The sequence below is a fragment of the Arthrobacter sp. NPDC058127 genome (assembly GCF_042884555.1).
In the GTDB taxonomy this organism is placed as follows: domain Bacteria; phylum Actinomycetota; class Actinomycetes; order Actinomycetales; family Micrococcaceae; genus Arthrobacter.
In genome coordinates this window covers 11761-38738 of record NZ_JBHVTT010000007.1, presented here as the reverse complement: position 1 = coordinate 38738, position 26978 = coordinate 11761, and the positions used below count along the sequence as shown (strand labels likewise).

The window sequence follows — 26978 nt, the reverse complement described above, 5'->3', positions numbered from 1 at the left end:
GCACCCAGTCCGATCGGAAGCATGAGTCACATGGAAAACCACGCTGTTGAAGAACTGATCGGCCGTTCCAACCGCCTGGGCGCGGACAAAAGGAACACCAACTTCGCCGGTGGGAACACCTCGGCGAAGGGCACGGAAAAGGACCCCGTCACCGGGGAGGACGTCGAGCTGTTGTGGGTCAAGGGTTCCGGCGGGGACCTGGGAACCCTGAAGGCCGAAAACCTGGCGGTGCTGCGGCTGGACCGGCTGCAGGCACTCAAGGCCGTCTACCCCGGCGTCGAGCGCGAAGACGACATGGTGGCCGCCTTCGATTACTGCCTGCACGGCAAAGGCGGCGCCGCGCCCTCGATCGATACCGCCATGCACGGACTCGTGGACGCCGCGCACGTGGACCACCTGCACCCGGACTCCGGCATCGCGATCGCGACCGCGGTGGACGGCGAAGCCCTGACCTCCAAGGTCTTCGGCGAGAAGGTCGTGTGGGTTCCCTGGCGCCGCCCCGGCTTCCAGCTCGGACTGGACATCGCCGCGATCAAGGAAGCCAACCCACAGGCCATCGGCACGATCCTGGGCGGCCACGGCATCACCGCCTGGGGAGCCACGAGCGCAGAAGCCGAAACCAACTCCCTCTGGATCATCGAACAGGCCGAACGCTACATCGCCCGGAACGGCAAAGCCGAGCCCTTCGGTACCAGACTCCCCGGCTACGGTGCACTCCCGGAACCCGAGCGACGCGCCAAGGCGGCCGCCCTGGCTCCCGTGATCCGCGGCCTCGCCTCGGCCGACAAACCCCAAGTAGGCCACTTCAGCGACGACCCGCGTGTCCTGGAATTCCTCGAAGGCACCGAGCACCCGCGCCTCGGCGCGCTGGGCACCTCCTGCCCGGACCACTTCCTGCGCACCAAGGTCAAGCCCCTCGTCCTGGACCTGCCCGCCGACGCCGGCATCCAGGAGAGCACCGCGCGCCTGAAGGAACTCCACGCCGCATACCGGGAGGACTACCAGGCCTACTACGACCGCCACGCCCAGGAAGACAGCCCCGCCCTGCGCGGCGCGGACCCGGCCATCGTCCTGGTCCCCGGCGTCGGAATGTTCTCCTACGGCAAGGACAAGCAGACCGCCCGGGTCGCCGGCGAGTTCTACCTCAACGCGATCAACGTGATGCGCGGCGCCGAAGCCATCTCCTCCTACGCCCCGATCGAGGAAGCCGAGAAGTTCCGGATCGAATACTGGGCCCTCGAGGAAGCCAAACTCGCCCGGATGCCCAAACCCAAGTCCCACGCCACGCGCATCGCTTTGGTGACCGGCGCGGCGTCGGGCATCGGCAAGGCGATCGCGACCCGCCTCGCCGCGGAAGGCGCCTGCGTGGTCATCGCGGACCTCAACCTGGACAACGCCCAGGCCGTCGCGGCCGAACTCGGCGGCGACGACGTCGCCATCGGCGTGCAGGCAGACGTCACCGACGAAACCCAGGTGCAGGGAGCCATCGACGCGGCCGTCCTGGCCTTCGGCGGCCTGGACCTGGTGGTGAACAACGCGGGCCTGTCCATCTCCAAACCCCTCCTGGAAACCACCGGGAAGGACTGGGACCTGCAACACAACGTCATGGCCAAAGGCTCGTTCCTGGTCTCCAAAGCCGCGGCGAAGGCCATGATCGACCAAGGCCTCGGCGGGGACATCGTCTACATCTCCTCCAAGAACTCGGTATTCGCCGGCCCGAACAACATCGCCTACTCCGCCACCAAGGCAGACCAGGCCCACCAGGTACGCCTGCTGGCCGCCGAACTGGGCGAGCACGGCATCCGCGTCAACGGCATCAACCCCGACGGCGTCGTCCGCGGCTCCGGCATCTTCGCCGGCGGCTGGGGCGCCAAGCGCGCCGCCGTCTACGGCGTCGACGAGCAGGAACTGGGCAAGTACTACGCCCAACGCACCCTGCTCAAACGCGAAGTCCTCCCCGAACACGTCGCCAACGCCGCCGCCGTGCTCACCAGCAACGAACTCTCACACACCACCGGCCTGCACATCCCGGTCGACGCGGGCGTCGCCGCAGCCTTCCTGCGATGAAGGACTCACTAACTCCCGGACTATTGGTCGCGGTGAACGACGCACACGGGCGCGTTCCCGACCAAACATTCGGTTCGATCAATCAAGAACTGGCCCCCACGAACACCAAGGAGAAGCATGTCCACTGAAGTAGTCGTCGTCGGGTCGGCAAATCTGGACTACATCATCCAGCTGGATGCGCCTCCAGAACCAGGGCAGACGGTTCTTGCACACCATTTCCACACCCAATCAGGCGGCAAGGGCGCCAATCAGGCTGTGGCCGCGGCACGCTTGGGGAGTTCCGTCAGGTTCATCGCCGCCATCGGAGACGATGCCGAGGGAGCGGCCATGCTCAGCAGCCTCAAGGCTGAAGGGATAGATACCAGCCAGGTCCAGATCTTGCCGGGCGGACGAACTGGCGCCGCGTTTGTCTCGGTCTTCCCCAACGGGGAGAATTCCATCTCGGTGGTTGCCGGAGCGAATCTTGGCCTATCCGAAGTCCACGTACGAGAATCCCTGAACCACGTTCGCCGCGGGGCAATCGTTGTGGTGCAGGCGGAGGTGCCGGTGGCTACTATCCAGGAGACCTTGGATGCCTCACAGCGGGCCGGTTTGCGGTGTGTGCTGAATCTTGCCCCATACGTGCGTATTGACGAACGTCTCCTTCGCCATGCCGATCCCCTTGTGGTGAATGAGTCCGAGGCCAGTGCGCTCCTATCCAGGCCCGTCTTCGATGAAGCAAGCTCACGCGAGGCAGCTCGTCAGCTCGGCGAGACCGCTTCCTCAGTGGTCATCACAATGGGCGCGGCAGGTGCGTACTGGCTCGACAAGGAGGATGAGGGCCACGTATCGGCTCCCGCGATTGGCCCCGTGATCGATTCCACCGGTGCGGGCGATGCCTTCGTGGGCGCACTCGCTGCGTGCTTGGCCGTCGGCCGCCCGTTGTCGGAGTCGGTCCAGTTGGGCGTTGCCGCGGGATCGTTCTCGGTCATGAGACTCGGCGCCCAGTCTTCCTACCCGACAGCCCAAGGCCTGGGAACCCACGTGTGATAAACATTCTCCGCAAGAGCGGGATGCCTATCGGCGGCGCTCGAAACTGAGCCATTGTGACGGAGGCGCAATTCAGCGCCCTGCAACGGTTCATGAAGCTGTCCGTGCACGAGGAGGGGAGTCTTTTCCCGGAACATGCTCGAGGCCCTCATCAAGGGAGAACGCAACCCCGATGTGCTGGCCGGGATGGCCCGGGGCGTGTTGCGGTCGAATATCCCGGCCTCGTTGACGCGCTCACCGGGCGGTTCAAACCCCACCACGCGTTCATGGCCCGGCTGCACGTGGACCAGATCGACTCCCACACCCGGGTCATCGAAGCGCTCACTGCACGGATCGAGGAGGCGATGGTACCGTTTCGCGACGCCAGGGAAGCCCTGAGCAAATACCTCAAGGCGGCCCTGGGCATCGCGGCCATGTCGGCCGCACGGTCCAGGAACACCTACCTCGCCGCGAGAGACCACCGCTTGGCCGCCCGCCGCGGACCCAAGATAGCCTTCGTCGCCGTCGAGCATTCCATCCTGACCGCGGCCGACGCGAGGCCCTGTGGACAGCTGAGATCCATACTCGGGGAAGTAAAGTCGACGCAGATTGGTGTTCTTGTTCAGCGAGCTGATCGGCCAGTCGTTACTGGAGGGCACTTGCTCGTCCGCCCCGTCTGGTCCAGGCCGCTCTCCCCCGACCACACCCTGAAACGGTCCCGCTGGTGCCGAAGACACGAGCAACTCGCCCACACAGCCACTACCGGGCACCGCGGACACATCCAATAGGCGCGACTTAGTACAACTTTTCGGGCACCGCGAGTGATTCTCTGGGCGGACAGGATCACCCGGAATGGCTTGCAACTTTTCCCGATGTCTTCGAGGTCGAGGCTGGCTGGGTTCACCTGCCAGCCCGATGAAGCCGGCGGAGGATCGGAACAGGTCGCTCCATTTGCAGTAGGCCGGACTGCTGCGTTTCGGCTCCCAGGCGGGGAGAATTCGATGCATATTGTCCGGAAGAAATCAGAGCACTGTCTTTGACAGGCCGTGACCGTGTTTAAGGCAACTGTGCCGGCGCCGCTTTACCGTGACAAAGAGTCAACGTTCCATTCGGTGCTGCCGGGCTCACGGTGCGTTCGGCACACATATTTGATGTGCGTTGCAGTTCCCAGTGAATTTTCCACATCGGCTGTCACATTGACCGTCCAGACCGGGTCACCTCCCGATCTAGTGGCATCGCTGAAGGCAATCGAACCGGAATCATGCAGGGCCATTCTGATCGTTTCGTAGCAGGCCTTCTCAGCGGCTGCACCTGTATTGCCCTGGAAAAAGGTCGCGATCCACGAAACCAAGAGAGTCAGCGCAAAGATCATACGTCGTCCGGGGAGCCGCGGACCGGGTCGGCCTTCAGCGGCCGCCGTTCGAGTGCGCCCCGCAAGGGATGCTGGTCCCTGACCTGGTTTCATGTCCTGCTCTTTTCACCAATATGCGGCCGGCACCTGCTCGTGCGGGCACGGGATTACCGTAGAAAACGATCTTGAGTAGGCGAAACTACCTCAGGGAGTTTGCCCGAAAGCCATGTGCCACTCCGCCCGGGGTTCGGGCGGAGTGGCACATGTTCCGTACGCGGAATCTACGAAGAGGCGCCCTGGGTTTCCAGTTCCTTCGTAACGCCGTTTCCAAGGGGTGCAGTGAGGCGATCTGCGAAGAAGTGGCTGACCCGGGGACCGTCCACTTCGAGTGCCACGTCCATGTTCGGTGGCAGCTTCTTGGGGTTGGTGCGCAAGAGATCCTGCTGTCCGTTCGCGTTCGCAACGTACATGTCACGTTCGATCGGCGTCAGGTTGTACTCCGTGGCGATGTGCAGCGGGAACAGCTTCAGCAAGGTCTGATCGAAGGCATGCATGACCACGAGCGGATCATGCAGCCACAGGGCCGTGTGTTCGGTTGCAATTCCCACGGCGGTGTAGATCAGCTTTTCCTGCGGGGGCCACAGGTCGAGAATCCGGGTGGCCATTTCCGTAATCGGAGTGTCGGCTTTCCTGATGCGGTCTTCGTCCTCTTTCAACAGTGGCGTGTAGAGCGTCACATCACACGGAACGTATGTGATCGGCATGCCGGAGTTCAGAACGATTTCAGCAGCGATGGCATCGTTGTTGAAGTTGTACTCCTCGCGAGGCGAGCGACGGACGCCCTTCTCATCCACAATCGGGATAACAACGCCCGCCATGATGATGAGTTCCTTGATGTTCTCCACGACCCGCGGTTCGCGAAGGATGGCGTGGGCGACGTTTGACACCGTACCCAGGGTGACGACCTTGATTTCACCCGGGTTGTTCATGATCGTTTCGATGATGAAATCAACCGCGTGTTGGTCTTCGTACTGGGGCTCTTCGCCCTCTTCGAGGATGCCCTCGCCCTCGAAACCGAACATCAGTGCATGGCCGCGCATCGGCATACCGATGCCCTTGAACACAGGGATGTCGCTGCGGCCGGCCGCTTCCAGGACCTTGACTGCGATCTGAGCCCGCAGGTGCGTGTCTCCGTAGCAGGTGGTGACGCCTTCGACGATCAGCTCCGGCGACTGAGCCGCGAACATCACCGCAAAGGCGTCGTCGTAGTAGGTTCCGATATCCGTATCGAGAATGATGCGGGTCTTTTCCACTTTCTTACTCCAATCTTCGTTGGCTGGATAAACAGCTATGTCTAACATCTTGTGACATTTATCATTATGTCACACGTACTTGGGAGCCCGTCAAGGGTTTATAGCCCCATTTTTTCGATGCACCCAGGAAGTTTCCGAGCCTTGATGATTCTGGTAACAGAAAATAACAAATGCGATGGTTGTGTTGGGCTCGGTAACGAAAACTTGCCGGCCTCAGCCCGCCCTAGCGGCCGAAGCGCTGAACCCTGGGACTTTGCGGGTACGGCCAGGTGGCTCCCATGATCATGTAGTCAGTCGTCGTGTAACGGCCGGCTACCGTGTCCGCCAATGATTTCGGCCCGTCGAACCCGATGACTCGCCACCCGACAAAATCTTTGTTCCCTCCATACACGGGATCGGCATAGAAGCCCTGACGCGTATGCGCGACGAGCATGTCGAAGAATCCGAGGCCGGCGTCGCTGACCGGTTGGTTGGTCGGGGGCGGGCCGCCCTCCCCTGAGTTGAAAATTTCGTCATCGTGCAACTGAACGTGCCGCGGCTTTGGCCGCCCGGAGGTTTCAACGAGCAGCGCGTCCTGCTCGTCATCCGACAGCTCGTGGAAGTCCTTGGCGTATTTGTCCAGACTGAGCGCCTTCAGGGCCGCTAGTCCTTCGCGGTAGACGGACTGCCTGTGCCTGATTCGCGCTTGCCAGGCTTCGGCTTCCTTCCCGCGTATTTCCAGGAATCCGTCACCAGTGGCGCTGGCATACACGAAGTCACCGGACAGAAATCGGTCCAGAAATCGTACGACGTCGGCTTCCGCCGCCCCGGGATCGTAATCCGTGGGGATGATTCTGGCCGTCGCGGCCCGGACGAGGGTCCACTCATCGTCCGTAAAAAACAGGGGCCCGTCTACGTCTCGAGCCGAAATTGGCACTGTGGGCCAGTGGGCCTGGGATTGGCTGACCATGGGAGAAACCCTCCTTGTTGTCTGTTGAATCAGGGAAAGTGGCGTCAGTCCGCTGTGCGGCCTTTGCCACGGACATGGATGATGCGTTCAGTGCACCGCCAGGCGTTGGCCATGATGGTAAGCGTCGGATTAACGCCGGTCGAGGTTGGGAAGAAGCTGCCGTCGAAGATGTAAAGGTTCGGCACGTCATGGGTCTGGCACCATTTGTCGACGACGGACTTTGACGGGTCGTTGCCCATCCTTGCCGTACCCATCTCGTGGCAGCAGTTTCCTGTGATCTTTTCGAGGTTAACGGGGATGATCTTGCTGGCGCCCGCCACCTCAAGAATTTCCATGTTCTTGGCAACCTGCCACTTGGCCTGGGCGAAGTCGTTGGCATGAGGGGTGTGGGTAATCCGGGCGACTGGCAGCCCCCAGGCATCGACGACGTTTGGGTCAAGGTCTACCCTGTTGGATTCGACGGGTAGATCCTGGACCATGACACCGAGCTTCATGCTGTGGTTGAACAGATCGCGATCAGTGTCCTTAGAGGCCTGTCCCCAAGTGGGTCGCCCGGGGAAGGTCCAGTTGACGGGATGGCCAAGCATAGAGGCGAAGATGAGCGTTCCCAGCATGTGACCGCGGTCATAGTCAGTCTGGTAGTAATCGAACGACATGGTGTTCATGTAGTGGCCGGCCCAGGGATACAGGGGATCAACCACCTCCTTGTCGAACAGTCCGATCGCGAAGAGGTACTCGTGGAAAGTGGCGTTTGCTCCAAGCAGACCACTGCTGTTGGCGAGCCCGTTGGCATGAGTCGCTGACTTCGATAGTTGAAGCAGGCGCGTGGTTTCAATTGCCCCGGCGCAGCAGATCACGATGTCGGCAAGCTGCTCAACCTCATTGCCATCGGCGTCGGTGTAAATGACGCCCTTGGCTGTTCCGTCCGGGTGAAGGACGATCTCCCGGACATAGCAGTCCGGCCTGAGATCAAGCAACCCCGTGGCAAGTGCGTCCGGAATGAACGTATTCGCCGTTGAAGATTTGGCCCCTACGGGGTCGCCATACTGCTGCCAGAAGCCCGAATTCACGTGCGGGTTGCGGCCTCGATACGGCTCGGTGACCATTGCCTGCGGAATCGGGAACGTGCTCTGGCCCATCTTTTTCATGGCCTGCGCAAAAACACGCCCATAGTGCGTCAGCTCGACCGGCTTCGTGGGGTATCCCTTAGAACGAGGTCCTTCCCATCGGTTGGCGCCGGCAAGTCCCGAAGTGCCGAGCTCCCATTCAACGCGCGTGTAGTACGGCTCGAGGTCACCGTATTCGATCGGCCAGTCGACCAGACTCGCGCCGGGAATATCACCGTGCAGCGAACGGAGGCGGAAGTCGTCCTCCGTCATCCGGGGAACGATGCCGCCCCAATGAATCGTTCCGCCCCCGACGCCTTGGGGGGTCGGGGAGAACTGGACTTCTTCCTCCGGGCTTTCCTCGTCCGGCCGGTACGTGCGTGGCTTCAGCTGAGGATCCGGCCAGACGTAGTTCCGGTTCAGGTATTTGAGTTCATCACCGGAGAATTGTTCATTTCGCAAGAATGGGCCCCGGTCAAGTGCGACCACACGGATCCCGGCCTCTGTAAACACCTTGGCGGCCGTGCCGCCGGAGGCGCCTGCACCGATGATCAATACTTCGACCGGCTCAGGTTTCTTCCTGGGAATCATGACTACCTAACCTTTCTTGCCACCTCTGAAGCGGTGACCTTTTTGGAATGAACGGGTGCCGAACTGAACGCGTCAGTGCGGTAACCCGAAGAGGAGGATTGCGCCCAGTGCCAGGCCGCAAATCAGCGGCACAGACCGTTTCAGCGCTTGGACTGAGGTTGCCGAACCGCGCCTGTTGAGTGCGACGACCGCGATCAGGATGAGTCCCTGAACCATGGCCTGGATGTAGGGATTGACGTTGAGTAGATCCAGGATGTTGGTGATGAACTGGATGATCAGGACGCCGACTGCAACGCCCCGGATGGTTCCGACTCCGCCTGTGAGCGGGGCGCCGCCGACGACGACGGCCGCGATGGCTGCAAGTTCATAGCCGTGGCCGTAAGCCGGGTCCGCGGTCTGCAGTCGTGACATCAGGACAAGGGCTCCCATGCCGGCACAGAGGCCTGAAATCATGTAAACCGTCATGCGGTGCCGAACGACCGGGATGCCGGCGAAATGGGCCGCTTCCTCGTTGCCGCCCAGGACGTAGATTTGACGCCCGAAAACAGTCTTTGACAGCACAATCTGAGCGATCGCAACGGTCAGGACGAAAACGATCACCGGAACAGGTATGCCGAATACCTCAGTGCTGAGCCATTTCAGCGCGTTGTCGCCCCGCAGCCGGATCGGGTTCGAACCCGAGAGGAAAAACGCGGCGCCAGTGGCGATCGTCATGGTTCCCAGGGTGATGATGAAGGGCTGTAACCGACCGAAGGCGATTCCTAGCCCATTAATTGTGCCCACGAACAGCCCTGTAAACAATGCGCCCAGGATGACTCCGACCGGGCCGTAAGGCGCCATCTTCGCACCGACAATGGCCGCCAGGGCTAAGGTGGCTCCGATCGAAAGGTCAATGCCGGCACCCCCAGCGATTATCACGAATCCCTGCCCCACTGCCAGTAGACCGATTATCGAGGCGAGACCCAGGACGTTTCGGATGTTGTCGATGGTCATAAAGAACGGTGAAAGGGCCGATCCCAGGATCAAGACGACAACGAGTGCCGGGAGCGCTCCGGCTTTGCGTAGGGCCGCCGGAGTCCATTCCCGACGTAAGTTCTGCTTTTGGGGAGTCGGCGTTGCGACTTCAGTGCTCATGTGCGTTTCCTTCTCAGAGAATCAGAATGGTTCCGGGATCTCACTTAGACCATCGCGGAGGAGAGGATGCGTTCTTCTGTGGCCCCCATGGCCGGGATGTCATCCACAAGACGGCCGTCCCGCATGACAAGGATCCGGTCCGCAATCGCCAGCAGCTCAGACAGCTCCGAGGAGATAACGAGTACCCCGGCTCCACCCTTTGCGAGTCCGTTGATGAGTCGGTAAATCTGGAACTTGGCGTTCACGTCGACCCCCCGTGTGGGTTCGTCGAAGATGTAGACCGGAAAGTCGTTGAGAAAGCACCTGGCGATGACCACTTTTTGCTGGTTTCCCCCACTCAATGTCCCTACAGGCACGCCGGCTCCGGCCGCCTTCACGCTGAGCTTGCCGATCAGGTCCCGCGCCAGCTGCGCAGACCGCGTCCTGCTGAGCCACCCGCCTTTGGAGATGACCTCCGGTTGCGACAGCGTGAAGTTCTCTTCGATGGTCATGTCCAGTACCAGCCCCTGGCTTTTCCTTTCTTCAGGAACCATCACGATGCCCGCGCGGAAGGCTTCCCGGGGATTACGTATCCGATGCGGCACCCCATTCACCTCGACGGTGCCGGAATCGTAGTTGTCAACGCCGAAGATCGCCCGTGCAACTTCGCTGCGGCCCGCACCCAGCAGCCCTCCCATGCCCACGATTTCACCGGGGTTCAACTCAAAGCTGATGTCCTCGAATTTGCCGGGACTCGACAGGTTCTTCACCGAAAGTCTCGGGGGCAACTTGATCTGCCCGGATTTGACCTCGAAATCAATGCCTGCCCGGTTTTGAATCTCGTGCGTGAACCGTTCAACCGGGCGTCCTACCATGGCCTTGACAATGTCGTCGTGGCTCATCTCGCTCATCGGCTTGGTGACGATCTTGACTCCGTCCCGAAGCACCGTGACAGTGTCGGCAATCCGGGACAGATCCTGGAGACGGTGGCTGACCAGGATGAAGGCTGTGCCGGCGTCCTTGGCCTTTTCCACAACCTCGAAAAGGTGGGCGACTTCCGGCTCCGTCAGAGCGGCGGTTGGCTCGTCCAGGATGATGATCCTGGCTTTGCCAACAAAACTCCTGCCGATCATGACTAGTTGCTGGATGCCGGGGGAATGCTCGCTCAGCTCTGAGAACGGATCGATGGAGAGGCCGAGGGAATCCAGCACAGGCTGCGCCTTGGCCCTCAGAGCGTTGCGTGAGACCATCCCGGAGCGCGCCGGGAAGGCAGCAACGCATAGGTTCTCCGCTACAGACATGTGGGGGACAAGGGAGAGCTCCTGCGGGACGGCGCTGACTCCGAGCAGCCGGGCGTCTTGGGGGGAGGTGAGATGCACCCTCTTGTTATCGATGTATACCTCCCCCGCGTCCGGCTGCTCGAGACCGCAGATGACCTTCGACAGAGTTGACTTACCGGCCCCGTTTTCACCGCTTATCGCATGGACGGTTCCAGGAAAGATGTCCAGGTCCACGGAGGTGAGGGCTTGCACCCCCGGGTAGGTCTTCGATATTCCGCGCAAGGCCACGACTGTCCCGTCGAAGGTGCCGTTGCGTGCCTCGGAATCGGGATGCTTTCCGAGCGGAGCTGATCCGTGAATTGGAAGCCATGATTTCTTCATGAGAGTTGTCTTTCCTGCATCGGCGGTTGCTGGACGGCGAAAGGTCGGTCAGACCGCGCTTAGCCCGCGGATCCCCAGGTGGTCTTGTCGTACGCTGGGGCGTTGTCTTTGGTCAGGAGAAGCGGCTGCTCAAGCATGATGCGCTTGGGGTAATCCTTTTTCTCAATGGCCTGAATGGCTACTCGAAGGGCCAGATCCGCGTGCAGGGGCGTCGCGGGAACAGCGGCCGAGACTTCTCCGCGCTGGATGGCCGCAGTGGTGGACTTGTCGTCCCCCCACGTATAGAGAGGAATGTCTGTCCGGCCCGTCTGTTGCATCGCGGCGTAAACACCCAGCGCCATTTCGCTGTATTGGGTGTACCAGGCGTCGATCTTCTTCCCCTGAGGTGACTGGAGGAAGCTGAGTGCAGCCTGATAGGCCTTCGTGCGATCGAAGTCGCCGGGAGAAGTTTCATTCACCGTGATGTCCGGATACTTGGACTTCAGGGTGGCTATGAAACCTTCGTGGCGCAGAATCTGGGGCGAGGACCCCATCGTTCCTTGCGTCTCCACCACGGTGCCTTTACCCTTCAGCGACTCGCCGATGGTATTGGCAATCTGGATAGCACCTTGCTTGTAGTCAAGGTAGACCCAAGAATCAGGGCAGTCGGTGTCGACCGTCCGTTCCATGCCGATGACGAAAATGCCGGCTTTGCAGACTGCATCGATGGCGGGAGTCAACGGACCCACCGACTGGGGAAATACCAGGATGCCGCTGACCTTCTGGCTCACGCAGGACTGAAGGTCAGCGACTTGTTCGCTCGGATCATTCGTTTCTGTGTACTTGATCTGGACATTGGGATGCTTGGCGGCCTCGATCATGAGGCTTTCCTTTTGTGCAGTAGACCAGGGGTTGTTGGCCAGCCCTTGAGAGAAGCAGAAGGTGTAAGTTTTGGCCGGGTCTCCAATGGGTCCGTCGGCGACGGGCAACGCTCCTGCATAGGGGAGGGTCAGCGTCTGCTTGGTCACGGGTCCTGGGACAGGGTTCCCCGGAGCCTGTTTGAGTACTGTCGCATTGTCGGGCGCATAAAGGGCGACGTTCTCGGGAAGGTAATAATTTTCTTTCGAGCCTCCGGCGTTTCCTGGGGCTCCGGCGCACGCGGAGAGTGCAAGCACACCTGCACTCAGGACGGCCGCTGCTCGAACGGAGGTCCACTTGCGGTTCGACTGCTTGGCAGTCAATGAACGCTGAATCATTTTTGTATCCTCATCTTTGAGTGTTACATGATGTGGTTAGTAACACTATCGCCACATTGTTAAAAGCGGAAGCCTTCGGATCAAATCTGTTATTTGATGTTGCAAACTACAGGAGCCAACGCAAAGTGGTTATGGCGCACTCAGTCCATAAGGTCGGGGTCGTAGGGGTTCCGGATCCCCACCTCAAGTGCGGCGATCTCCGCAAGATCGGTTTCCTCGAGCTGGAAGTCGAAGACTTGCGTGTTCTCGATCATTCGGTCGGGACTCACGGTCTTCGGGATGACCACATTTCCTTGGTCGAGGTGCCATCTGATAATCACTTGGGCCGCGGTCTTCCCGTATTTCGCGCCGATCTTCCGGAGGACGGGACTGTCAGTCAGCTTGCGGTTAGCAAACGGGTTCCCGGCCAAGGGGGACCAGGCCATCGTCGCAATGGAATGCGAGGTGTTGAATGCCTTCAACTCCGCTTGGTGCAGGCCGGGATGGAGCTCGATTTGGTTGACGGCGGGAACCACGTTTGATTCAGCCATCAGGCGGTCAAGGTGGTGGATCTGAAAATTTGCGACGCCGATGGATTTTGCCAGGCCTTCCTCTTGCAGACGCTCAAGTGCCCGCCAGCTCTCGACGTATTTGCCAATCTTCGTCATCGGCCAATGGATCAGGAAGAGATCGACATAGTCGAGGCCGAGCCGCTTAAGGCTGCCTTCGAATCCGCGGCGCGCCGCGTCATAGCCGTGGCTTTCATTGCCCAACTTGGTGGTGACGTATATTTCGCCCCGAGGGACACCGGAGCGGCGGATTCCTTCGCCCACGCCGGTTTCATTTTGGTACTGCTCGGCCGTATCCAATGACCTGTATCCAAGCTTGAGTGCCGCAGCCACGGTGTCGGCGGCAGAGGCGTCGTTTGGGCCGAAGATGCCCAGGCCGATCTGGGGAATTGCAGATCCGTCGTTGAGGGCAAAGTCGGGAATTGGCTGAATTGACATAAAGTGCTCCTTGGGGCTGGACATCTACATTGGGACGTTGAGGCAGGGGTTCTGCGAGGAAAGGTGTGCTCGAGCTACGCGAAATCGAAGCTTCAGGGCGCCAGGCAAGCTGCAGCAGCCTTGATGGCAGCTTCGGCGATCTCACGGTCCTGGTTCATGGAGCTCTTTCCGGAGATTCCAACGGCACCGATCAGTTCGCCGTCGTGCAGGACAGGTAGTCCTCCGCCGATAATGGTTGCCCCTTCGATCGTGGCCACGCCATGCAGCAGGGCTTCCTCCTGACGGACAACTTCCCAGAACTCGTGCGTGGCCATGCCGTTACCGGCGACAGAGTACGCCTTGTCAACTGCGATTTTCGCCGTCTGAAAGGGCGCACTGTCCATTCGTTCGAAACACACAAGGTGTCCGGCGCTGTCGACCACTGCGATGCTGACGCACACACCCATCTCCGTGGACTTTCCGACTGCGGCGTCGACGGCAACGCGCGCCAGCACCCGAGTAATATTCCGTGACCTGACGAGTTTATTCACGCACATCCTCCTTGTGTTCCACTCAAAATGAATGTTAGATAGAGTGAATATTTACAATATCGATAGCGTAGAGGCCTTCCGGCGCTGTTGTCTATAGTCAGCAATTTTCCAAACCTCCGCCGTTCCGAAGTCGGGGCGCAACTTCAGGCAGCTTCGGGATGTTGTTCGCCGAGGAGGGAGGGAGGCGCTACCTGAGAAGGCCCGCTGGTCTGCCGGGTTACGTTCGCTTCGCTCGGCAGTGAGTCAGGCCCCCGGGCCAATATCGGCCGGATTTCCTGGGGACCCGCCCATGACGCAGTTGCTTTTCGGGCATAAAAGGGTTCAGCGCCGTCGTCAACGTGTTCTCGTAGATCGAAAGAAGATCCATGCTAAGAAACATCAACCCGCTGCTCAGCGGAGAGCTCTTGAAGATGCTCGATGAAATGGGGCACGGCGATCGGCTTGCCCTGGTCGACAGAAACTATCCTGCCTATTCGAGCGGCTGCCCCGTGATACAAATTCGAGGAACTCGTCTGCTGCAGGCAGCACAGGCGATCCTCAGTGTTCTTCCGTTGGACAGCTTTGTCGAGCATCCGCTTGAGCGCATGCATCCGGACGGAGACCCGGCGACGGTGACTGAAATCCAGACCCGATTTCTTCGCATGGCTTCCGAGTCCACCGGCCTAGAACTGGTCTACGGGGCCGTGGAGCGACACGACTTTTACAGGCGGGTACGGGATTCGTTCGTCGTGGTGCAGACCGCGGAAGATCAGCCCTATGCGTGCTTCATGCTCCAGAAAGGCGTCGTTTGAAGAAGCCGCCTGAACCCTCCAATTTCGGTTGACGATAACAAGATTCGCTCAGGCACTGGTGGATGGCGGCCATCGACGGACAAAGCCAGCCGAGCCGTGGTGAAGAAGATCGGGTAGGTCACTGCTCCGTAGAAGTCAAAGCCATAATCGAGCCATTCCGGCTCGGGACGGTAGGGCGTGAAGGAACTGCCGTCGAAGGCTCCAGTCCAGTAGGCGTACGTCGCGGGCAGTCCGCGACCCTTGCCGTTCGCACTTGTACCGAGGACCCAGTGCGAGGTACCGTCGTCGGCTGTAATACGAGAGATGTCGGGGCACTCGAGCACCCCCAAGTAGTTACGCTGGAACTCGCCGACGCGCTGCCAGGACCGCAGGTCCGGTGAGGCGTAGAAACCGAGCTTTTGCCCTTCGGCGTTGACCATGAACCACCGGTCACAGTCAGCGTCCCAGATCACTTTGGGATCGCGGAAATCATTCACTCCCGGGTTGGGCAGCACAGGGGCCGGGCCGCCGGCCTGAAACGACCGCCCGCGGTCTGTGGAATACCAAAGGTACTGGGCCTGGCGGCCTTCCGGCGCTTGGGTGACAAGGGCTATTACCGCCCCCGCTCCGTATCCCGCAGTGTTTCGCTCGTCAACCACGAGGCACCCTGACCAGCAGTCGCCGTTGCTGTGGCAGTTCCGGCCTAAACCCGCTCCGGGAAAGACTCAACCTTCGCAGGGTCGCGCTCCACGACGTCGCCAAGAGTATCGTCGATCAGTTCAAGCGTTTCGCGCCCTAGAACCAGCTCGGCAGCTTTGACTGTGTCGTCGAGCTGTTCGGGGCGGCTGGCGCCGACAATCGCTGCGGAAACGTTCGGGTTGGCCAACACCCAGGCCACGGCCAGGGTGGCTAACGGCACGCCTAGATCTTGGGCTATCGGCTTGAGCTTCTCCACGCGTTCCAGCACCTCCGGCTGCATGAACTTGTGCTCGGTCTTCAGTCCGCCGTCATCGTCGCTGAAACGGCTGCCGGCTGGAACCGTGGAAGCGCCGTATTTGCCGCTCAACACCCCTTGGCCCAGCGGTGACCAGCACACCTGGGTGATCCCGAGCTCTTCGCAGACCGGCACTACCTCAGGCTCGATCACGCGCCACAGCATGTTGTACTGCGGTTGGTTCGACACGAGCCCGATGCCCAGTTGGGCCGCCAGCGCTGCGCCGGCCCGGATCTCTTCAACGGTCCATTCGGACACGCCGATGTAGTGGGCTTTACCGGCGCGGACGATGTCCGCGAAGGCCCCCATGGTTTCTTCCAGCGGGGTTTCGTAGTCATAGCGGTGAGCCTGGTAAACGTCCACGTAGTCCGTCTGCAGACGCCTCAGCGAACCGTTGATGGATTCCATTACGTGCTTGCGGGACAGGCCGCGGTCGTTCTTGCCCGGTCCCGTGGGGAAGAACGCCTTGGTCATGAGCTCCACGCCTTCGCGCCGGACTCCCTTCAGGGCTTCGCCGAGCATGGATTCGGCCTTGGTGCCTGCATAGGCGTCCGCGGTGTCGAAAGTGGTGATGCCCAGATCCAGCGCCTTGCGGACGCATTCGGTGGCGAGGTCCTGGTCCACGGTTTCGCCATGCGTAGCCCAGTTGCCCAGTGCTATGGCGCTGACGTACATGCCGCTTGTGCCGAGTTTGCGGTATTGCATGAAGTTTCCTTTCAGGGGGTGCCGGAGCGTCCGGCGGAATGAGGAGAATCCGGGATCCTGGCAGTTGAGCGCAGGGCACGGGGAGGTGCGGTGGTCTCCCGCACAACCAGGCGTGCCGGAAACACGAGGGTGGCAGGGGGCCGTCCATTCAGGATGTCCAGGAGGATCCGGGCGGCGTCCTGTCCTTGTTCGGCTACTTCGTGGTCCATGGTTGTCAGGTCCACGACGTCACAGAGCTCATGATTGTCGAACCCCAGCACGGAGAAATCCCGTGGAACGTCCAAGCCGGCCTTGCGGAGGACCTTGAGAACACCGAAGGCCATCTCATCGGAGGCGACAAAAGCCGCTGTCGGGACCTGTTCCGCGACAAGCAGCCGCGACATGGCAGCGGCACCCCCCGCGACGCTGTTCTCATCCAACTGTTCAAGCTTGCTGTCCCGGGGCAGTCCGACTTCGGAGAGGGCCTCCCGATAGCCCATCAGCCGTTGCAAGGGAGGTACACCGCCGAGGTTGCTGCCTTCCTCATCACGGATGCCGATGAACGCGATCCGTTCGTGGCCGAGATTGAGCAGATGCCTCACGGCAGCCCGCCCGGCGCCGACGTTGTCCACGGATACCGAACCGATGCCCTGCGCTTCCGCACCCAGCAGCGCCACTGCCTGACCCTGCGAAGTGAGCGATTCCAACTCGTCCTTCGTGGGCTGCAGCGCCATGATGATGACACCGTCAGTCCGACCATGCAGATGCGCGCCACCAAAGAACCGCTCCCGCTGCCCAGGTGTGGCCAGTTCGAAAAGGAGCACATCGAATCCGCCTTCCCTGAGCGTATGTGTGGCTTCACCGATGACCTTTCCGAAGAACCACTTCGCCAGGATGGGTACCACGATGCCTACTGTCATGGTCCGGCCCGTCGCCAGCCGCGAAGCAGCCGGAGACGCCGAATAGCCTAGTTCGTCGGCAGCCTCTTGCACGCGCTTGCGAGTCGCGGCGGACACGCCAGGGACGGAGCGCAGGGCACGAGAGACCGTCGATACAGAAACTCCAGCCATTTCCGCGACCGATTCCACGCTTACTGTCATGCGTCCATACTAGGGCGATTTCAACAATTAACGCAAGCGCTTGCAAAGCGCGTCATATCCATCGAGTCCTGCATGCCTGACGACGAGGGCCGGTCCGCGATGCCCGGTTCAGCTGCCGTTCTGGTGGTTCAGGATGTGGACGGGCGGACTTTCAACGTCACCATTATCGAAACCGGCACCGACTCCTACCGCCTCGCCCACACTATGGCTAAACAACCGTCTTAACGCTACTGACTCAACGCTGCTGAGATTTGGTACCAAGCAAGGTTCACTCCGGCCGGGCGGCGGTGAAAGGCCGACTTCCCTTATCTCCAAGGCATCTCTATACGGGTGGTACGCGGGAGGTTCCTTTCGACCTATGCGACATTAGCGGACAGCCCAGCCCCGTGTTATAAAACGACCGTCTTCTTTAGTCCTCCTCAGTGAGGCGAAAGTAGCTTCCGCTGGAATGTGGGAGCTATGTGCACAAGAAGACGGACCGATATCCCGTGAGCACTCCGTCCACACGGACAAACAGGGCTTCATAACCAGGTCATCATTGCCAATTGGGACGACGCCGAAGCAGTCAACCCGGAAGCACGCGGGTTTGAGGCGCTGTACTCCTCCAACACCTTCCCAGAGGGGGCCGCGTGGGTGGCCACCGGAGGATACAGCGGTGAAATCCAGGAACGCGGGTACTGGGGTTGGTCCAGAGGATCCCCAAGACGGATCTGGTTTACCTTGTCGGCCAACTTCTGTACGACCTCGTCGTAGATCGTTTCCTGCACAAGGACACGTGAGTCCGGTGACTCCGGAGCCCCGTGACCGTGCAGCGGGGCCCGTCTTCTGGACCGGGCCGCTGCTTTGTAGCGGAACCGATGATTTTTCGCCGTCCGATTGGCCGTTCCTGTTGGCCATGCCGCGGGTCGCTTAAAACTGGCACGGCCAAAGCCCGTTCGGAATCGGCAGCCACAAGCGCTCCCTGCGGCTACTGACCACCATCCGAACCAGCGTCACCGGCCGCCTCAATATTGGACATCGAGCCGGTGGACTGCGTATGCCTCGTCGTCCCGTGGAGCGGCCTCAGATCGGGGTCTTGGAGCCTTCCAGCAGGAAGAGGATCCTTTCCACTCTTCCTAAGTTCGCGGGGCGGGCGTGGTTTGGCGGGGACGGTTACCCGGACTAGATGGTGGCATAGGGTCGTAGAGGCTCGGCCAGCCTTGTAAGAAGCTCTTTGGAGGTCGGCGGGTTGGCGCCCGGGCGGCTGACTGTGATTGCTGCGGCCATTGACGCTGTTTGTCCGACGTTTTGGAGTGCGGCCGGCCCGAATGCTTCGTCGCCCCGGGTCAGTAGTCCGAAGATGAGTGCGGCCATGTAGGCGTCGCCTGCCCCGATGGTGTCGGCGACCTCGGTTTTCACGGATGGGATGCTGAACCGGGCGCCGGGTGTGGCGAGCAGGGCACCGTCGGCGCCCTTGGTGATGACGGCCAGGCGCGCGCCATGTTGCAGCAGATGGGAGAGGACGTCGTCCGGGGAGGATGCGGGGTACAGCCAGTGTGCATCTTCGTCGCTGAGTTTGACGACGTCCGTGAGCGGGAGCAGGTCCTCGAAGACTGACTGTGCCTCGGAGTGGCTGCCGAGGAGATCCGGTCGGATGTTGGGGTCGTAGGTGACCAGGCATGAGTGGTGGCATTGCTCGAGGAGGGTGCGGACGGTGCCGGCTCCCGGCGCCAGGAACGTGGCGATCGAGCCCGTGTGGAGAACCTTCGGGATCATGGCCGGCGCCACAGGTGCCAACCGCCAGGCGATGTCGAACTCGTAGCTGGCTGAGCCATCCGCGGCCAAGGTGGCAGTGGCGGTGGCGGTCCGTTCAAGGGAAGTGGATCCGGGAAGAAGCCGGACGCCTGCGCTGTGGAGGTGGTTGGTGATGGCGGTGCCGTGTTCGTCGTCGCCGATCGCCGTGAGCAGCCCGGTCGGGATGCCGAGCCGGCCAAGGCCGTAGGCGACATTTGCCGGGGACCCGCCTGGATAGCTGATGGATCCTTCGGGGCCGTTGACGATGTCGATCAGGGCTTCGCCGATGACGATGACGTCCATCTGGTCGTGGGCGGGGGCGGCCGGTTGGAGCTTGTGCATCGTGGTTCTTTCTTCGGATTGCCGTTGGTGGGGAGCCCCGGGATGGATCCGTCCGCGGACCTGTTGGCAGGTCCGCGGACGGAGAAGGGGCTCCGAGGGAGCGGGAAGCGCCGATCGGCCCTGTCAGGCCTTGGCGGCGCCTGTCATGATCGCGACGGCGTCGGTCATGCTGTGGGACTGCGGGGTGATGGTGGCCGCGCACTTGCCCAGGCGCTGGATGTGGATCCGGTCTGCCACATCGAACACGTGTGGCATATTGTGGCTGATCAGGATGACCGGCAGGCCGCGGTCGCGCAGGTCGCGTACCAGCTGGAGGACTTGGTTCGATTCGCGCACGCCCAGGGCCGCGGTGGGCTCGTCAAGAACCACCACCTTTGACCCAAAGGCCGCTGCGCGGGCAACGGCGACGGCCTGGCGCTGGCCACCGGAAAGGTTCTCGACCGGCACTGTGACGTCTTGCAGGGTGGAGATGCCCAGGCGGGTCAGCTCTTCCTTGGCCTTCCTGCGCATGCCTTTGGTGTCGAGCATCCGGAACACGCTTCCCAGTAGGCCGGGGAGGCGCTCTTCACGGCCGAGGAACAGGTTCGAGGCGACATCGAGGGCCGGTGAAACTGCGAGGTTCTGGTACACGGTTTCGATGCCGTGGACCCGGGCGTCCTGCGGCCGTTTGAAGTGCACCTGCTGGCCCGAGACGTAGAGTTCCCCGGTGTCGGGGATTTCGGCGCCCGTCAGGCATTTGATGAGCGTGGACTTGCCGGCGCCGTTGTCGCCGATAACGGCCAGCACTTCGCCCGGGTACAGGTCCAGGCTGACACCGTCCAGGCCGACGACGCGGCCGAAGGTCTTGACGAGGTTCCTGGCTTTGAGGATGGGTTCGCGGGTGTTGGTGTGCGGGGCTGCAAATTCTGTCATGGTCATGACTTGACCTTTCGGATCCACTGGTCGATAGACACGGCAACGATGATCAGGATGCCTACGGCGAGGGTCTGGTAGAGGACGTCCAGGCCTGCGAGTGAGAGGCCGTTGCGGAAGATGCCGACGATCAATGCGCCAAGCAGTGAACCCCAGATGGAGCCGCGTCCGCCGAAGAGGCTGGTTCCGCCGATCACGACGGCGGTGATGGAGTCAAGGTTCAGATCGACCCCGGCGTTCGGGCTGGCGGCGTTGGTGCGGCCGATCTGGATCCAGGCGCCCACGGCGAGAACTGCGCCCGCGGCAAGGTAGACGCTCATGAGGACGCGGCTGACAGGGATGCCGGCAAGGCGTGCCGCTTCCTTGTCATCGCCGACGGCGTAGACGTGCCGCCCCCAGGCTGTCTTGCCCAGGATGAAGGCGACGACGACGTAGAGCAGGATCATCATCACGACTCCGGTGGAGATGCGGACGGGTCCGATCGGGAAGGTGCTTCCCAGCCAGGTGAGCACCGGCGGCATTGCGGATCCGCGCACCGTGCTGCCGCCGGAGTAAAGGAGCGTCAGGGCGACGAAAATGTTCAGCGTTCCGAGGGTGACGATGAACGGCGGGAGCCGGAACCTGGTCACCAGGAAGCCGTTGAGAGCCCCGGCAGCCAGACCGACGGCGAGACCTGCAATGAGGGCGAGCGGCCCGGGGATGCCGTTGCTGACAGCAAGCTGGGCGATCACCATCGAGGACAGGATCATGACCGCCCCGACCGAGAGGTCAATGCCGGCGGTCAGGATGATCAGGGTCTGGGCGATCGCGAGGGTGCCCACCACAGCGACCTGCTGCGTGATGAGAGACAGGTTCTCCACCCGCAGGAAGCGCTCATTGAGGATCCCGAAGACTACCACCGCGATCAGCAGGACAATGGCGGGGCTGAGGGCCGGGTAGCGGTGGAGAATGTTGCGGATTCTGCTGAGAGGGGTCTGGCGGTCGAGGAATTCCTCGGCCAGGTCAGCATGCCCTGCGCTCGGCGGGCCGGCGGTCTGTTGCTGGGTCACTTGATAGCTCCTGAACTTCAATGTTCTATAACTGTTGTCGTGCTGGGTGTGCTGCGGGGAGACGCTTCTGGCACGGCTCCCCGCAGAGGGGAGGCTTTACTTGCCCCAGCAGATCTGGGACGCAGCCGTGGTATCGATGCTCTGCAGTCCCGAAACTGCCTTGTCCGTGACGAGTGCGGAACCGGTGTTGAAGAAGTCCAGGCCCGCGGAGACCGTGGGCTTCTTGCCTGAGGTGGCCAAGTCCTGGATGGCCTGAACGCCCAGCTGGGCCATCTTCACGGGGTACTGCTGCGCGGTGGCGCCGATGATGCCGGCCTTGACGTTGTTCACGCCGGTGCAGCCGCCGTCGATGGAGACGACCAGCACGCCCTTTTCCTTGCCTGCGGCCTTCAGCGCCTCATAGGCTCCGGCTGCGGCCGGCTCATTGATCGTGTAGACGACGTTGATGTTCGGGTTCTTCGACAACAGGGTTTCCATCGCCGTGCGGCCGCCGTCTTCGGCGCCCTGGGATGCCTGGTTGCCGACGATCTCGTAGTCCCCGCCCTTGCCGCCGGTGTACTTGCCGGTCTTGGCCTCATCGCCGTTCTTGGTCTTGTCCGCGGTGTCGATGCCCAGGCCGGTCAGGAACCCCTGGTCGCGGTTGTAGTCGACCGAGACGACCTTGTCGCTGAACAGGTCGACCAGAGCGATGGTGGCCTTCTTGCCATCGAGCTGCGCCGCGGTCCACTGACCGATCTGCTTGCCCGCGGCGAAGTTGTCAGTCGCGAAGGTGATGTCTACGGCACTGGCCGGGTCCGGCGGGGTGTCCAGGGCGATCACATACAACCCCGCGTCGCGGGCCTTCTTGATCGCATCGACGACGGCCGGACCGTTCGGGGTAATCAGGATGCCCTTGTCGCCCTTGGAGATGGCGTTTTCGATGGCCTGGATCTGGGTGTCCTCGTCGCCGTCGGACTTGCCGGCCGCAAGCTTCAGGTCAATGTTTCCGCCCTCGGCGGCTTTCTTCGCACCGTCTTCCATGGCGACGAAGTACGGGTTGGAGGTGGTCTTGACGATCAGCGAGACGCCGATCTTTCCTGCGGCGCCTCCGCTGGACGACGAGCTGGAGGAACTGCCTCCGCAGGCGGTCAAGCTAAGTGCGCCGAGGGTCAGGACTGCGCCGGCGGCAAGAAGGCGGGTCGCGGCCGACCTCGGGGCTTTGGAACTCAACATTGAAACTCCTGTGTTTGTGGCGCCCTTCCGGCGCTAGACAACGATGTCATGTATCATGTAACCAAGCTCACACTGTGGAGTCAAGTGTTAATCGATGATGAGGAGCAGTTCGTTGACAACGGTGTCTAATCGTTACCAATCCGATTCCGGTCGGAGGCCTCCGACGATGAAAAACGTCGCGGATCTCGCAGGAGTGGGGATCAAGACGGTCTCGAGAGTCGTGAACAACGAACCCGGGGTTTCGGAGGAGACCCGTCAGCGGGTGCTCAGGGCCACGGAACAGCTGCAGTATCACCTCGATATGACCGCGGGCAGCCTGAAACGGTCCGGTCGCAAGACCCAGTCCATCGGGTTGTTGCTGCCCAGTGTGTCCAACCCCTTCAGCGGAGAGATCCACCGGGCGCTGGAAGACGCACTGGCTGAACGGGGAATCGCCGTTTTCGCCTCAAGCTTGGATGACGATCCGGAGCGGGAGAAAAAGCTGATTTCCGCTTTCCTGGGCCGCCGGGTGGACGGACTTGTCCTGACCCCGATCGCCAGAAGCCAGGCCTACGTCATCCCGGAGCACTCACGGTCCCTGCCCATGGTGTTCATCGACCGCGAGCCGGTGGGCATCGACGCTGACGCGGTAGTCACGGACAACGAGGTGGGCGCCGCGAAGGCGGCCGCGCACCTCATCCGGCACGGCCACACCAGACTGGCCTACCTCGGCGACCGGACGGACATCCAGACGGCAACGAGACGCCGCACGGGGTTCCTGGAGGAAATCGGCAGGTCCGGGATTGCGACCTCGACCATCCCGGTGCGCAACGGACTTCACGACGAGGAGACCGCCCTTCGGGCGGCGATCGAGTTGCTCACCTCGGAGAATCCTCCCACGGCGATCTTCTCCAGCCAGAACCTGGTCACCTTCGGTGCCATGCGCGCGCTGAAGTCCCTCGGGTTGCACCACAGCGTTGCACTGATCGGATTTGACGACTTCGCCCTGGCCGACATGATGGAGCCCGGGATCACCGTCGTTGCCCAGCACCCCGAGCGCATCGGCAAGACCGCGGCGGAGCGGATCCTTGCCAGAATCGATGGTTACGACGGCGCCCCGAAAACCTACATCGTCCCGTCGGAACTGATCCCCAGAGGCTCCGGTGAGATCCGGCCGCTGAACTAACAACCAACTCTGCAAGACAGCCGAACCCACCAAGCAAAGGACCGGACATGACCAAAACACTGTACGCGGAATTCACCGTCAGGGAAGGCAGCGAAGCCAGGGTGGCCGAAATGATGGCAGAGCTCACCGGCCACGTCCGCCGGGAACCAGGGAACGTCATGTTCCTGCCCTACACCCGCGAAACCAACCCGCGGGAATACTTCGTGTTCGAGGTCTACCGCGACGAAGCGGCATTCGAGGAACACATCGGGGCGGAATACGGCCGGAAATTCAACGCTGAACTTGCCGGGCACATCGAAGGCGACGGCTCGGTCCTGACCTGGCTCCATCCAATGGCTTAGGGCCTGGCCAAGGCCGAAAAGCGCGCACAGGCCGGAACGAACAGAGCCTGGCTCCTCAGGATGACGGTCAGCTGGCTGCTCTCCTGGCCCAGCATGCTTGCCCCGGTACGTGCATGATTCAAGGTCGGATGGGTACGGCGCCCGCAACGGTGAAAGTTGCGGGCACCGCGGTCTGATCAATGCGATGGGGCGTCCGGTTATTGCCAGGCCGACTTCATCTGCTTGACGTCCAGAGAAGTGAGAACAGCATTTCCTCCGTTGGCGAAAGCTTCGATGCCTTGGCTGGACGGGTCCGGGAAGATCTGGTCTGTCAGGACGATTTTCCCGTCGTCCGCGAAGACTTCGACCGAGGACCAGTCAACCAGGATCCGGAGTTTGACCGTTCCTCCGCTTGTCGTCAGCGGCGCGGTCTGGACTCCGGGGAAGCTGGGGTTGAATCCCACGGCGCCGGACTTGGTCCGATCGATGTAGACCTGTCCGGATTTGTTGTCATAGCCGATGAGTGTTTCCTGGCCGGACCCGGTGCGGACTTTCAGTCCGTAGGAGCTTGCAGTACCGGCAGTGAAGGACGCCGTAATGTCGAGCGCCTTCCCTGTGGCCGGCAGGACGGTGCTTCCGGCAGGGACGGACATGTTCTCCTTGTGGACGGACGGCCCAGTAGTGAGCTGGTTGAGTTGGTTGACCGGTGTCTGCACCAGGCGGGGTGCGCCGTCGACGGTTTGGAGGGACAGCTCCCGCGGGACGGTCATGGCGCTGCGCCACGATGAGGTGGGAATGGATTGGCCGTAGTCCCAGTTGTTCATCCAGCCGATCATGATCCGCTTGCCGCCAGGGGCGTCATTGAAGGTGACACCCGCGTAGTTGTCCTTGCCGTAGTCGACCCAGTGAGCGCGTTGGACTGCGGATTGTGCCACCGTGTCTGAGAGGGTGAAGTCGTCGGCCAGGATGTGTCCCCAGCCGCCGGTGTTGTGGTCGACGACCTGGATCTGCGCCTGCTTGCCGATGAGGTCGCTCAGGTCCCACGACGTCCAGTCCAGGTTCTCGCTGTCTGCGCCCGTGGCGGAGCGCACCACCTTGCCGTCGACGACGAGATTGACGGAGGTCTGCGTGTCCCAGGGCTTGGCCGGGGCGCTGGCGAAGACTATGTCGCCCACCATGAGATGGCCCCAGCCGGTGGATCCGTCGTTCTGGTCCACGACCTGGATCTGGGCCTGCTGGCCCTGGTACTTGCTCATGTCCCAATTCGTCCACGTCAGGTCAGCGCTGTTGGGGCCCGTGGTGGTGGCGACGACCTTGCCGCCGACGATCAGGTTGACCGCGGTCGGGTTCGACTGGCCCCAGGGGTGGTTGCCGCCAGCGACCTGCAGGTCGATATACGGGCTGTTGACCGTGAACGTCGGGGAGATGATGGTGCCGGTGCCGATCTCGCCTTGGGGCGCGTAGGTGTCCAGCACCTTCGGGCCGAGCTGGTTGGGCAGGCTCTCGGTCGAGGGCCCGGAGCTGGCGAAGGAACCGGTGGCGGTCCAGCCGGCCCCGTAGGTGGCCCCGGAGAAGTCGTTGAACACGGTCCCGGCCGGCAGGGTGCCGAACGGGACGGTGTCGGCGGCGTAAGGGTGGTTGCCGCCGCCGACGAGGAAGTTCAGGTGGGATTTGTTGACGGTGAAGGTCTGGGAACTGAGTGTTCCGGTGGGGCCGTCACCGCCGTTGAAGCCGTTGACGAAGCCGGTTCCTTCAAAGCCTGTAACGCTGGACTGGCCCGGCAGGCTTCCTGTGGCCGGGACAGTGCCGAAGGCTGTCCCGGTGGTTTGCCAGCCATCGTAAGTACCGTTATCGAAGTTTCCCAAAGATGTCCCGGCCGGGGGGACATAGGGTTTGTCATCCGAGGTGAACTTGGTGCCGTCGAAACTTCCCGTGAAATATTGGACGCCCGAACCTCCGGCGATCCCGCCCGGGTTGAGGTTGACCGTCAGTACCCACTTCTGTTTGCCGGGGTTGGCGGGATCCGGCAGGGGGAACAGGTCAGGACATTCCCAGGCGCCGCCTGTGGCGCCTGCAGGCCCGAAATCGCTCAGATGCTTCCAGGTTTTCAGGTCTGGAGAACTGTAAAAAGTCACCTTGTGCTGGTCGGACAACACGGCTGACATCAGCCACTCGTGTCCGGCCTCGTACCAGAAAACTTTCGGGTCCCTGAAATTGTTTGACCCGATGTCCAGCACCGGGTTCCCGGAATTGTATTTGGTGAACGTCCGGCCTTTGTCCGTGCTGTAGGCGAGTGCTTGGGACTGCTTCCCGGTAGCCTTGTCGGCGGCAGTATAGATTGCCACCATGGCGGGGTTGCCCGGCTGGCCAAAGCCCGTCGTGTTGTCTTTATCGATGACAGCACTGCCCGAGAAGATCATGTTTTTGTCGTCCTGCGGAATGGCGAGCGGGAGCTGCGTCCAGTGCACCAAGTCCGTGCTGACGGCGTGGCCCCAGGACATGTTGCCCCAGGTGTCCCCCGAGGGGTTGTACTGGAAGAACATGTGGTATTCGCCTTGGTAGTAGACCAGGCCGTTCGGGTCGTTCATCCAGTTCGTCGCCGGGCTGAAGTGGAACTGGGGTCGGTATGTCTCGGAGTAGGGCGCGGAAGTTCCGACCGCGCCGGAAGCCGTAGCGGCCGCCCCGGAGGTGTCCGCGGCCAGGGCCGGGGCGGACAGCGGAAGGGCGCTGCCAGCGGTCATAGCGGC

The 26978-nt window shown here is 61.7% G+C and carries 23 protein-coding genes and 1 pseudogene; 7 read left to right on the top strand and 17 right to left on the bottom strand.

What is annotated here, in order from left to right; genetic code table 11:
• Positions 1 to 30 precede the first annotated feature (30 nt).
• The 3 genes from ACFVTG_RS11820 to ACFVTG_RS11810 all read left to right on the top strand — a co-directional run bounded on the left by ACFVTG_RS11820 (position 31) and on the right by ACFVTG_RS11810 (position 3863).
• On the top strand, positions 31 to 2067 hold the full coding sequence (locus tag ACFVTG_RS11820) for a bifunctional aldolase/short-chain dehydrogenase (RefSeq protein WP_390280597.1): 2037 nt from the start codon (positions 31 to 33) through the stop codon (positions 2065 to 2067).
• A gap of 117 nt (positions 2068 to 2184) precedes the next feature.
• Positions 2185 to 3096 carry a ribokinase gene (locus ACFVTG_RS11815; protein WP_284755016.1) on the top strand — a complete coding sequence of 304 codons (912 nt, stop codon included), beginning with the start codon at positions 2185 to 2187 and terminating at the stop codon, positions 3094 to 3096.
• A gap of 266 nt (positions 3097 to 3362) precedes the next feature.
• Positions 3363 to 3863, top strand: a complete 501-nt coding sequence (locus ACFVTG_RS11810; protein ID WP_390280595.1) for a hypothetical protein — start codon at positions 3363 to 3365, stop codon at positions 3861 to 3863.
• Positions 3864 to 4707: 844 nt separating this feature from the next.
• Here ACFVTG_RS11810 and ACFVTG_RS11805 read toward each other — a convergent pair.
• From ACFVTG_RS11805 to ACFVTG_RS11770, 8 genes are all read right to left on the bottom strand, one after another.
• Positions 4708 to 5739 (bottom strand): nucleoside hydrolase, encoded by a 1032-nt coding sequence (locus tag ACFVTG_RS11805; protein ID WP_284755012.1) that lies wholly within the window; start codon positions 5737 to 5739, stop codon positions 4708 to 4710.
• A 223-nt stretch (positions 5740 to 5962) separates the two neighbouring features.
• Positions 5963 to 6688, bottom strand: coding sequence for a gluconate 2-dehydrogenase subunit 3 family protein (locus ACFVTG_RS11800; RefSeq protein ID WP_390280593.1), 726 nt, complete (start codon positions 6686 to 6688; stop codon positions 5963 to 5965).
• Between the two features lie 44 nt (positions 6689 to 6732).
• Positions 6733 to 8385: a GMC family oxidoreductase gene (locus ACFVTG_RS11795; RefSeq protein ID WP_390280591.1), complete on the bottom strand. Its 1653-nt coding sequence runs from the start codon at positions 8383 to 8385 to the stop codon at positions 6733 to 6735.
• Positions 8386 to 8457: 72 nt separating this feature from the next.
• A complete protein-coding gene (locus ACFVTG_RS11790; protein WP_390280588.1) occupies positions 8458 to 9519 on the bottom strand; it encodes an ABC transporter permease in 1062 nt (353 codons plus the stop codon).
• A 44-nt stretch (positions 9520 to 9563) separates the two neighbouring features.
• Positions 9564 to 11159, bottom strand: coding sequence for a sugar ABC transporter ATP-binding protein (locus ACFVTG_RS11785; RefSeq protein WP_390280586.1), 1596 nt, complete (start codon positions 11157 to 11159; stop codon positions 9564 to 9566).
• Between the two features lie 59 nt (positions 11160 to 11218).
• The gene (locus ACFVTG_RS11780) at positions 11219 to 12166 is read right to left on the bottom strand and encodes a substrate-binding domain-containing protein (RefSeq protein ID WP_284755006.1); all 948 of its coding nucleotides are present in this window, start codon (positions 12164 to 12166) and stop codon (positions 11219 to 11221) included.
• Between the two features lie 368 nt (positions 12167 to 12534).
• Positions 12535 to 13380: an aldo/keto reductase gene (locus tag ACFVTG_RS11775; protein ID WP_390280584.1), complete on the bottom strand. Its 846-nt coding sequence runs from the start codon at positions 13378 to 13380 to the stop codon at positions 12535 to 12537.
• Positions 13381 to 13472: 92 nt separating this feature from the next.
• Entirely contained in the window at positions 13473 to 13910 is a 438-nt protein-coding gene (locus ACFVTG_RS11770) for a heme-binding protein (RefSeq protein WP_390280582.1), read from the bottom strand.
• 365 nt (positions 13911 to 14275) lie between these two features.
• Here ACFVTG_RS11770 and ACFVTG_RS11765 point away from each other — a divergent pair, with 365 nt between their 5' ends.
• Positions 14276 to 14701: an RbsD/FucU domain-containing protein gene (locus tag ACFVTG_RS11765; RefSeq protein WP_284755001.1), complete on the top strand. Its 426-nt coding sequence runs from the start codon at positions 14276 to 14278 to the stop codon at positions 14699 to 14701.
• On the opposite strand, the pseudogene ACFVTG_RS11760 reads toward ACFVTG_RS11765, so the two are convergent.
• From ACFVTG_RS11760 to ACFVTG_RS11750, 3 genes and pseudogenes are all read right to left on the bottom strand, one after another.
• A pseudogene (locus tag ACFVTG_RS11760) lies at positions 14665 to 15360 on the bottom strand (glycoside hydrolase family 32 protein); the annotation flags it as partial. The gene ACFVTG_RS11765 and the pseudogene ACFVTG_RS11760 sit on opposite strands and share 37 nt — an antisense overlap.
• A 23-nt stretch (positions 15361 to 15383) precedes the next feature.
• Positions 15384 to 16379 (bottom strand): aldo/keto reductase family protein, encoded by a 996-nt coding sequence (locus ACFVTG_RS11755; protein ID WP_284754999.1) that lies wholly within the window; start codon positions 16377 to 16379, stop codon positions 15384 to 15386.
• 11 nt (positions 16380 to 16390) lie between these two features.
• Positions 16391 to 17458, bottom strand: a complete 1068-nt coding sequence (locus tag ACFVTG_RS11750) for a LacI family DNA-binding transcriptional regulator (protein WP_390280578.1) — start codon at positions 17456 to 17458, stop codon at positions 16391 to 16393.
• 72 nt (positions 17459 to 17530) lie between these two features.
• Here ACFVTG_RS11750 and ACFVTG_RS11745 point away from each other — a divergent pair, with 72 nt between their 5' ends.
• The gene (locus ACFVTG_RS11745; protein WP_390280822.1) at positions 17531 to 17683 is read left to right on the top strand and encodes a hypothetical protein; all 153 of its coding nucleotides are present in this window, start codon (positions 17531 to 17533) and stop codon (positions 17681 to 17683) included.
• Positions 17684 to 17979: 296 nt separating this feature from the next.
• Here ACFVTG_RS11745 and ACFVTG_RS11740 read toward each other — a convergent pair whose 3' ends face one another.
• The 5 genes from ACFVTG_RS11740 to ACFVTG_RS11720 all read right to left on the bottom strand — a co-directional run bounded on the left by ACFVTG_RS11740 (position 17980) and on the right by ACFVTG_RS11720 (position 22746).
• Positions 17980 to 18225, bottom strand: coding sequence for a hypothetical protein (locus tag ACFVTG_RS11740; RefSeq protein WP_390280576.1), 246 nt, complete (start codon positions 18223 to 18225; stop codon positions 17980 to 17982).
• Between the two features lie 394 nt (positions 18226 to 18619).
• On the bottom strand, positions 18620 to 19573 hold the full coding sequence (locus ACFVTG_RS11735; protein ID WP_390280574.1) for a carbohydrate kinase: 954 nt from the start codon (positions 19571 to 19573) through the stop codon (positions 18620 to 18622).
• A gap of 123 nt (positions 19574 to 19696) precedes the next feature.
• Complete coding sequence (locus ACFVTG_RS11730) at positions 19697 to 20491, bottom strand: ATP-binding cassette domain-containing protein (RefSeq protein WP_284754994.1); 795 nt, start codon at positions 20489 to 20491, stop codon at positions 19697 to 19699.
• Complete coding sequence (locus tag ACFVTG_RS11725) at positions 20488 to 21534, bottom strand: ABC transporter permease (RefSeq protein WP_234750546.1); 1047 nt, start codon at positions 21532 to 21534, stop codon at positions 20488 to 20490. Before ACFVTG_RS11725 ends, ACFVTG_RS11730 begins: the two co-directional genes overlap by 4 nt.
• Positions 21535 to 21630: 96 nt before the next feature.
• Positions 21631 to 22746: a substrate-binding domain-containing protein gene (locus ACFVTG_RS11720; RefSeq protein WP_284754992.1), complete on the bottom strand. Its 1116-nt coding sequence runs from the start codon at positions 22744 to 22746 to the stop codon at positions 21631 to 21633.
• Positions 22747 to 22912: 166 nt separating this feature from the next.
• Here ACFVTG_RS11720 and ACFVTG_RS11715 point away from each other — a divergent pair, with 166 nt between their 5' ends.
• On the top strand, positions 22913 to 23911 hold the full coding sequence (locus tag ACFVTG_RS11715; RefSeq protein ID WP_390280571.1) for a LacI family DNA-binding transcriptional regulator: 999 nt from the start codon (positions 22913 to 22915) through the stop codon (positions 23909 to 23911).
• Between the two features lie 47 nt (positions 23912 to 23958).
• The gene (locus tag ACFVTG_RS11710) at positions 23959 to 24252 is read left to right on the top strand and encodes a putative quinol monooxygenase (RefSeq protein ID WP_284754990.1); all 294 of its coding nucleotides are present in this window, start codon (positions 23959 to 23961) and stop codon (positions 24250 to 24252) included.
• Positions 24253 to 24449: 197 nt separating this feature from the next.
• Here the strand turns inward: ACFVTG_RS11710 and ACFVTG_RS11705 are convergent, their stop codons facing one another.
• A complete protein-coding gene (locus ACFVTG_RS11705) occupies positions 24450 to 26972 on the bottom strand; it encodes a GH32 C-terminal domain-containing protein (RefSeq protein WP_390280569.1) in 2523 nt (840 codons plus the stop codon).
• Between the last annotated feature and the right edge of the window lie 6 nt (positions 26973 to 26978).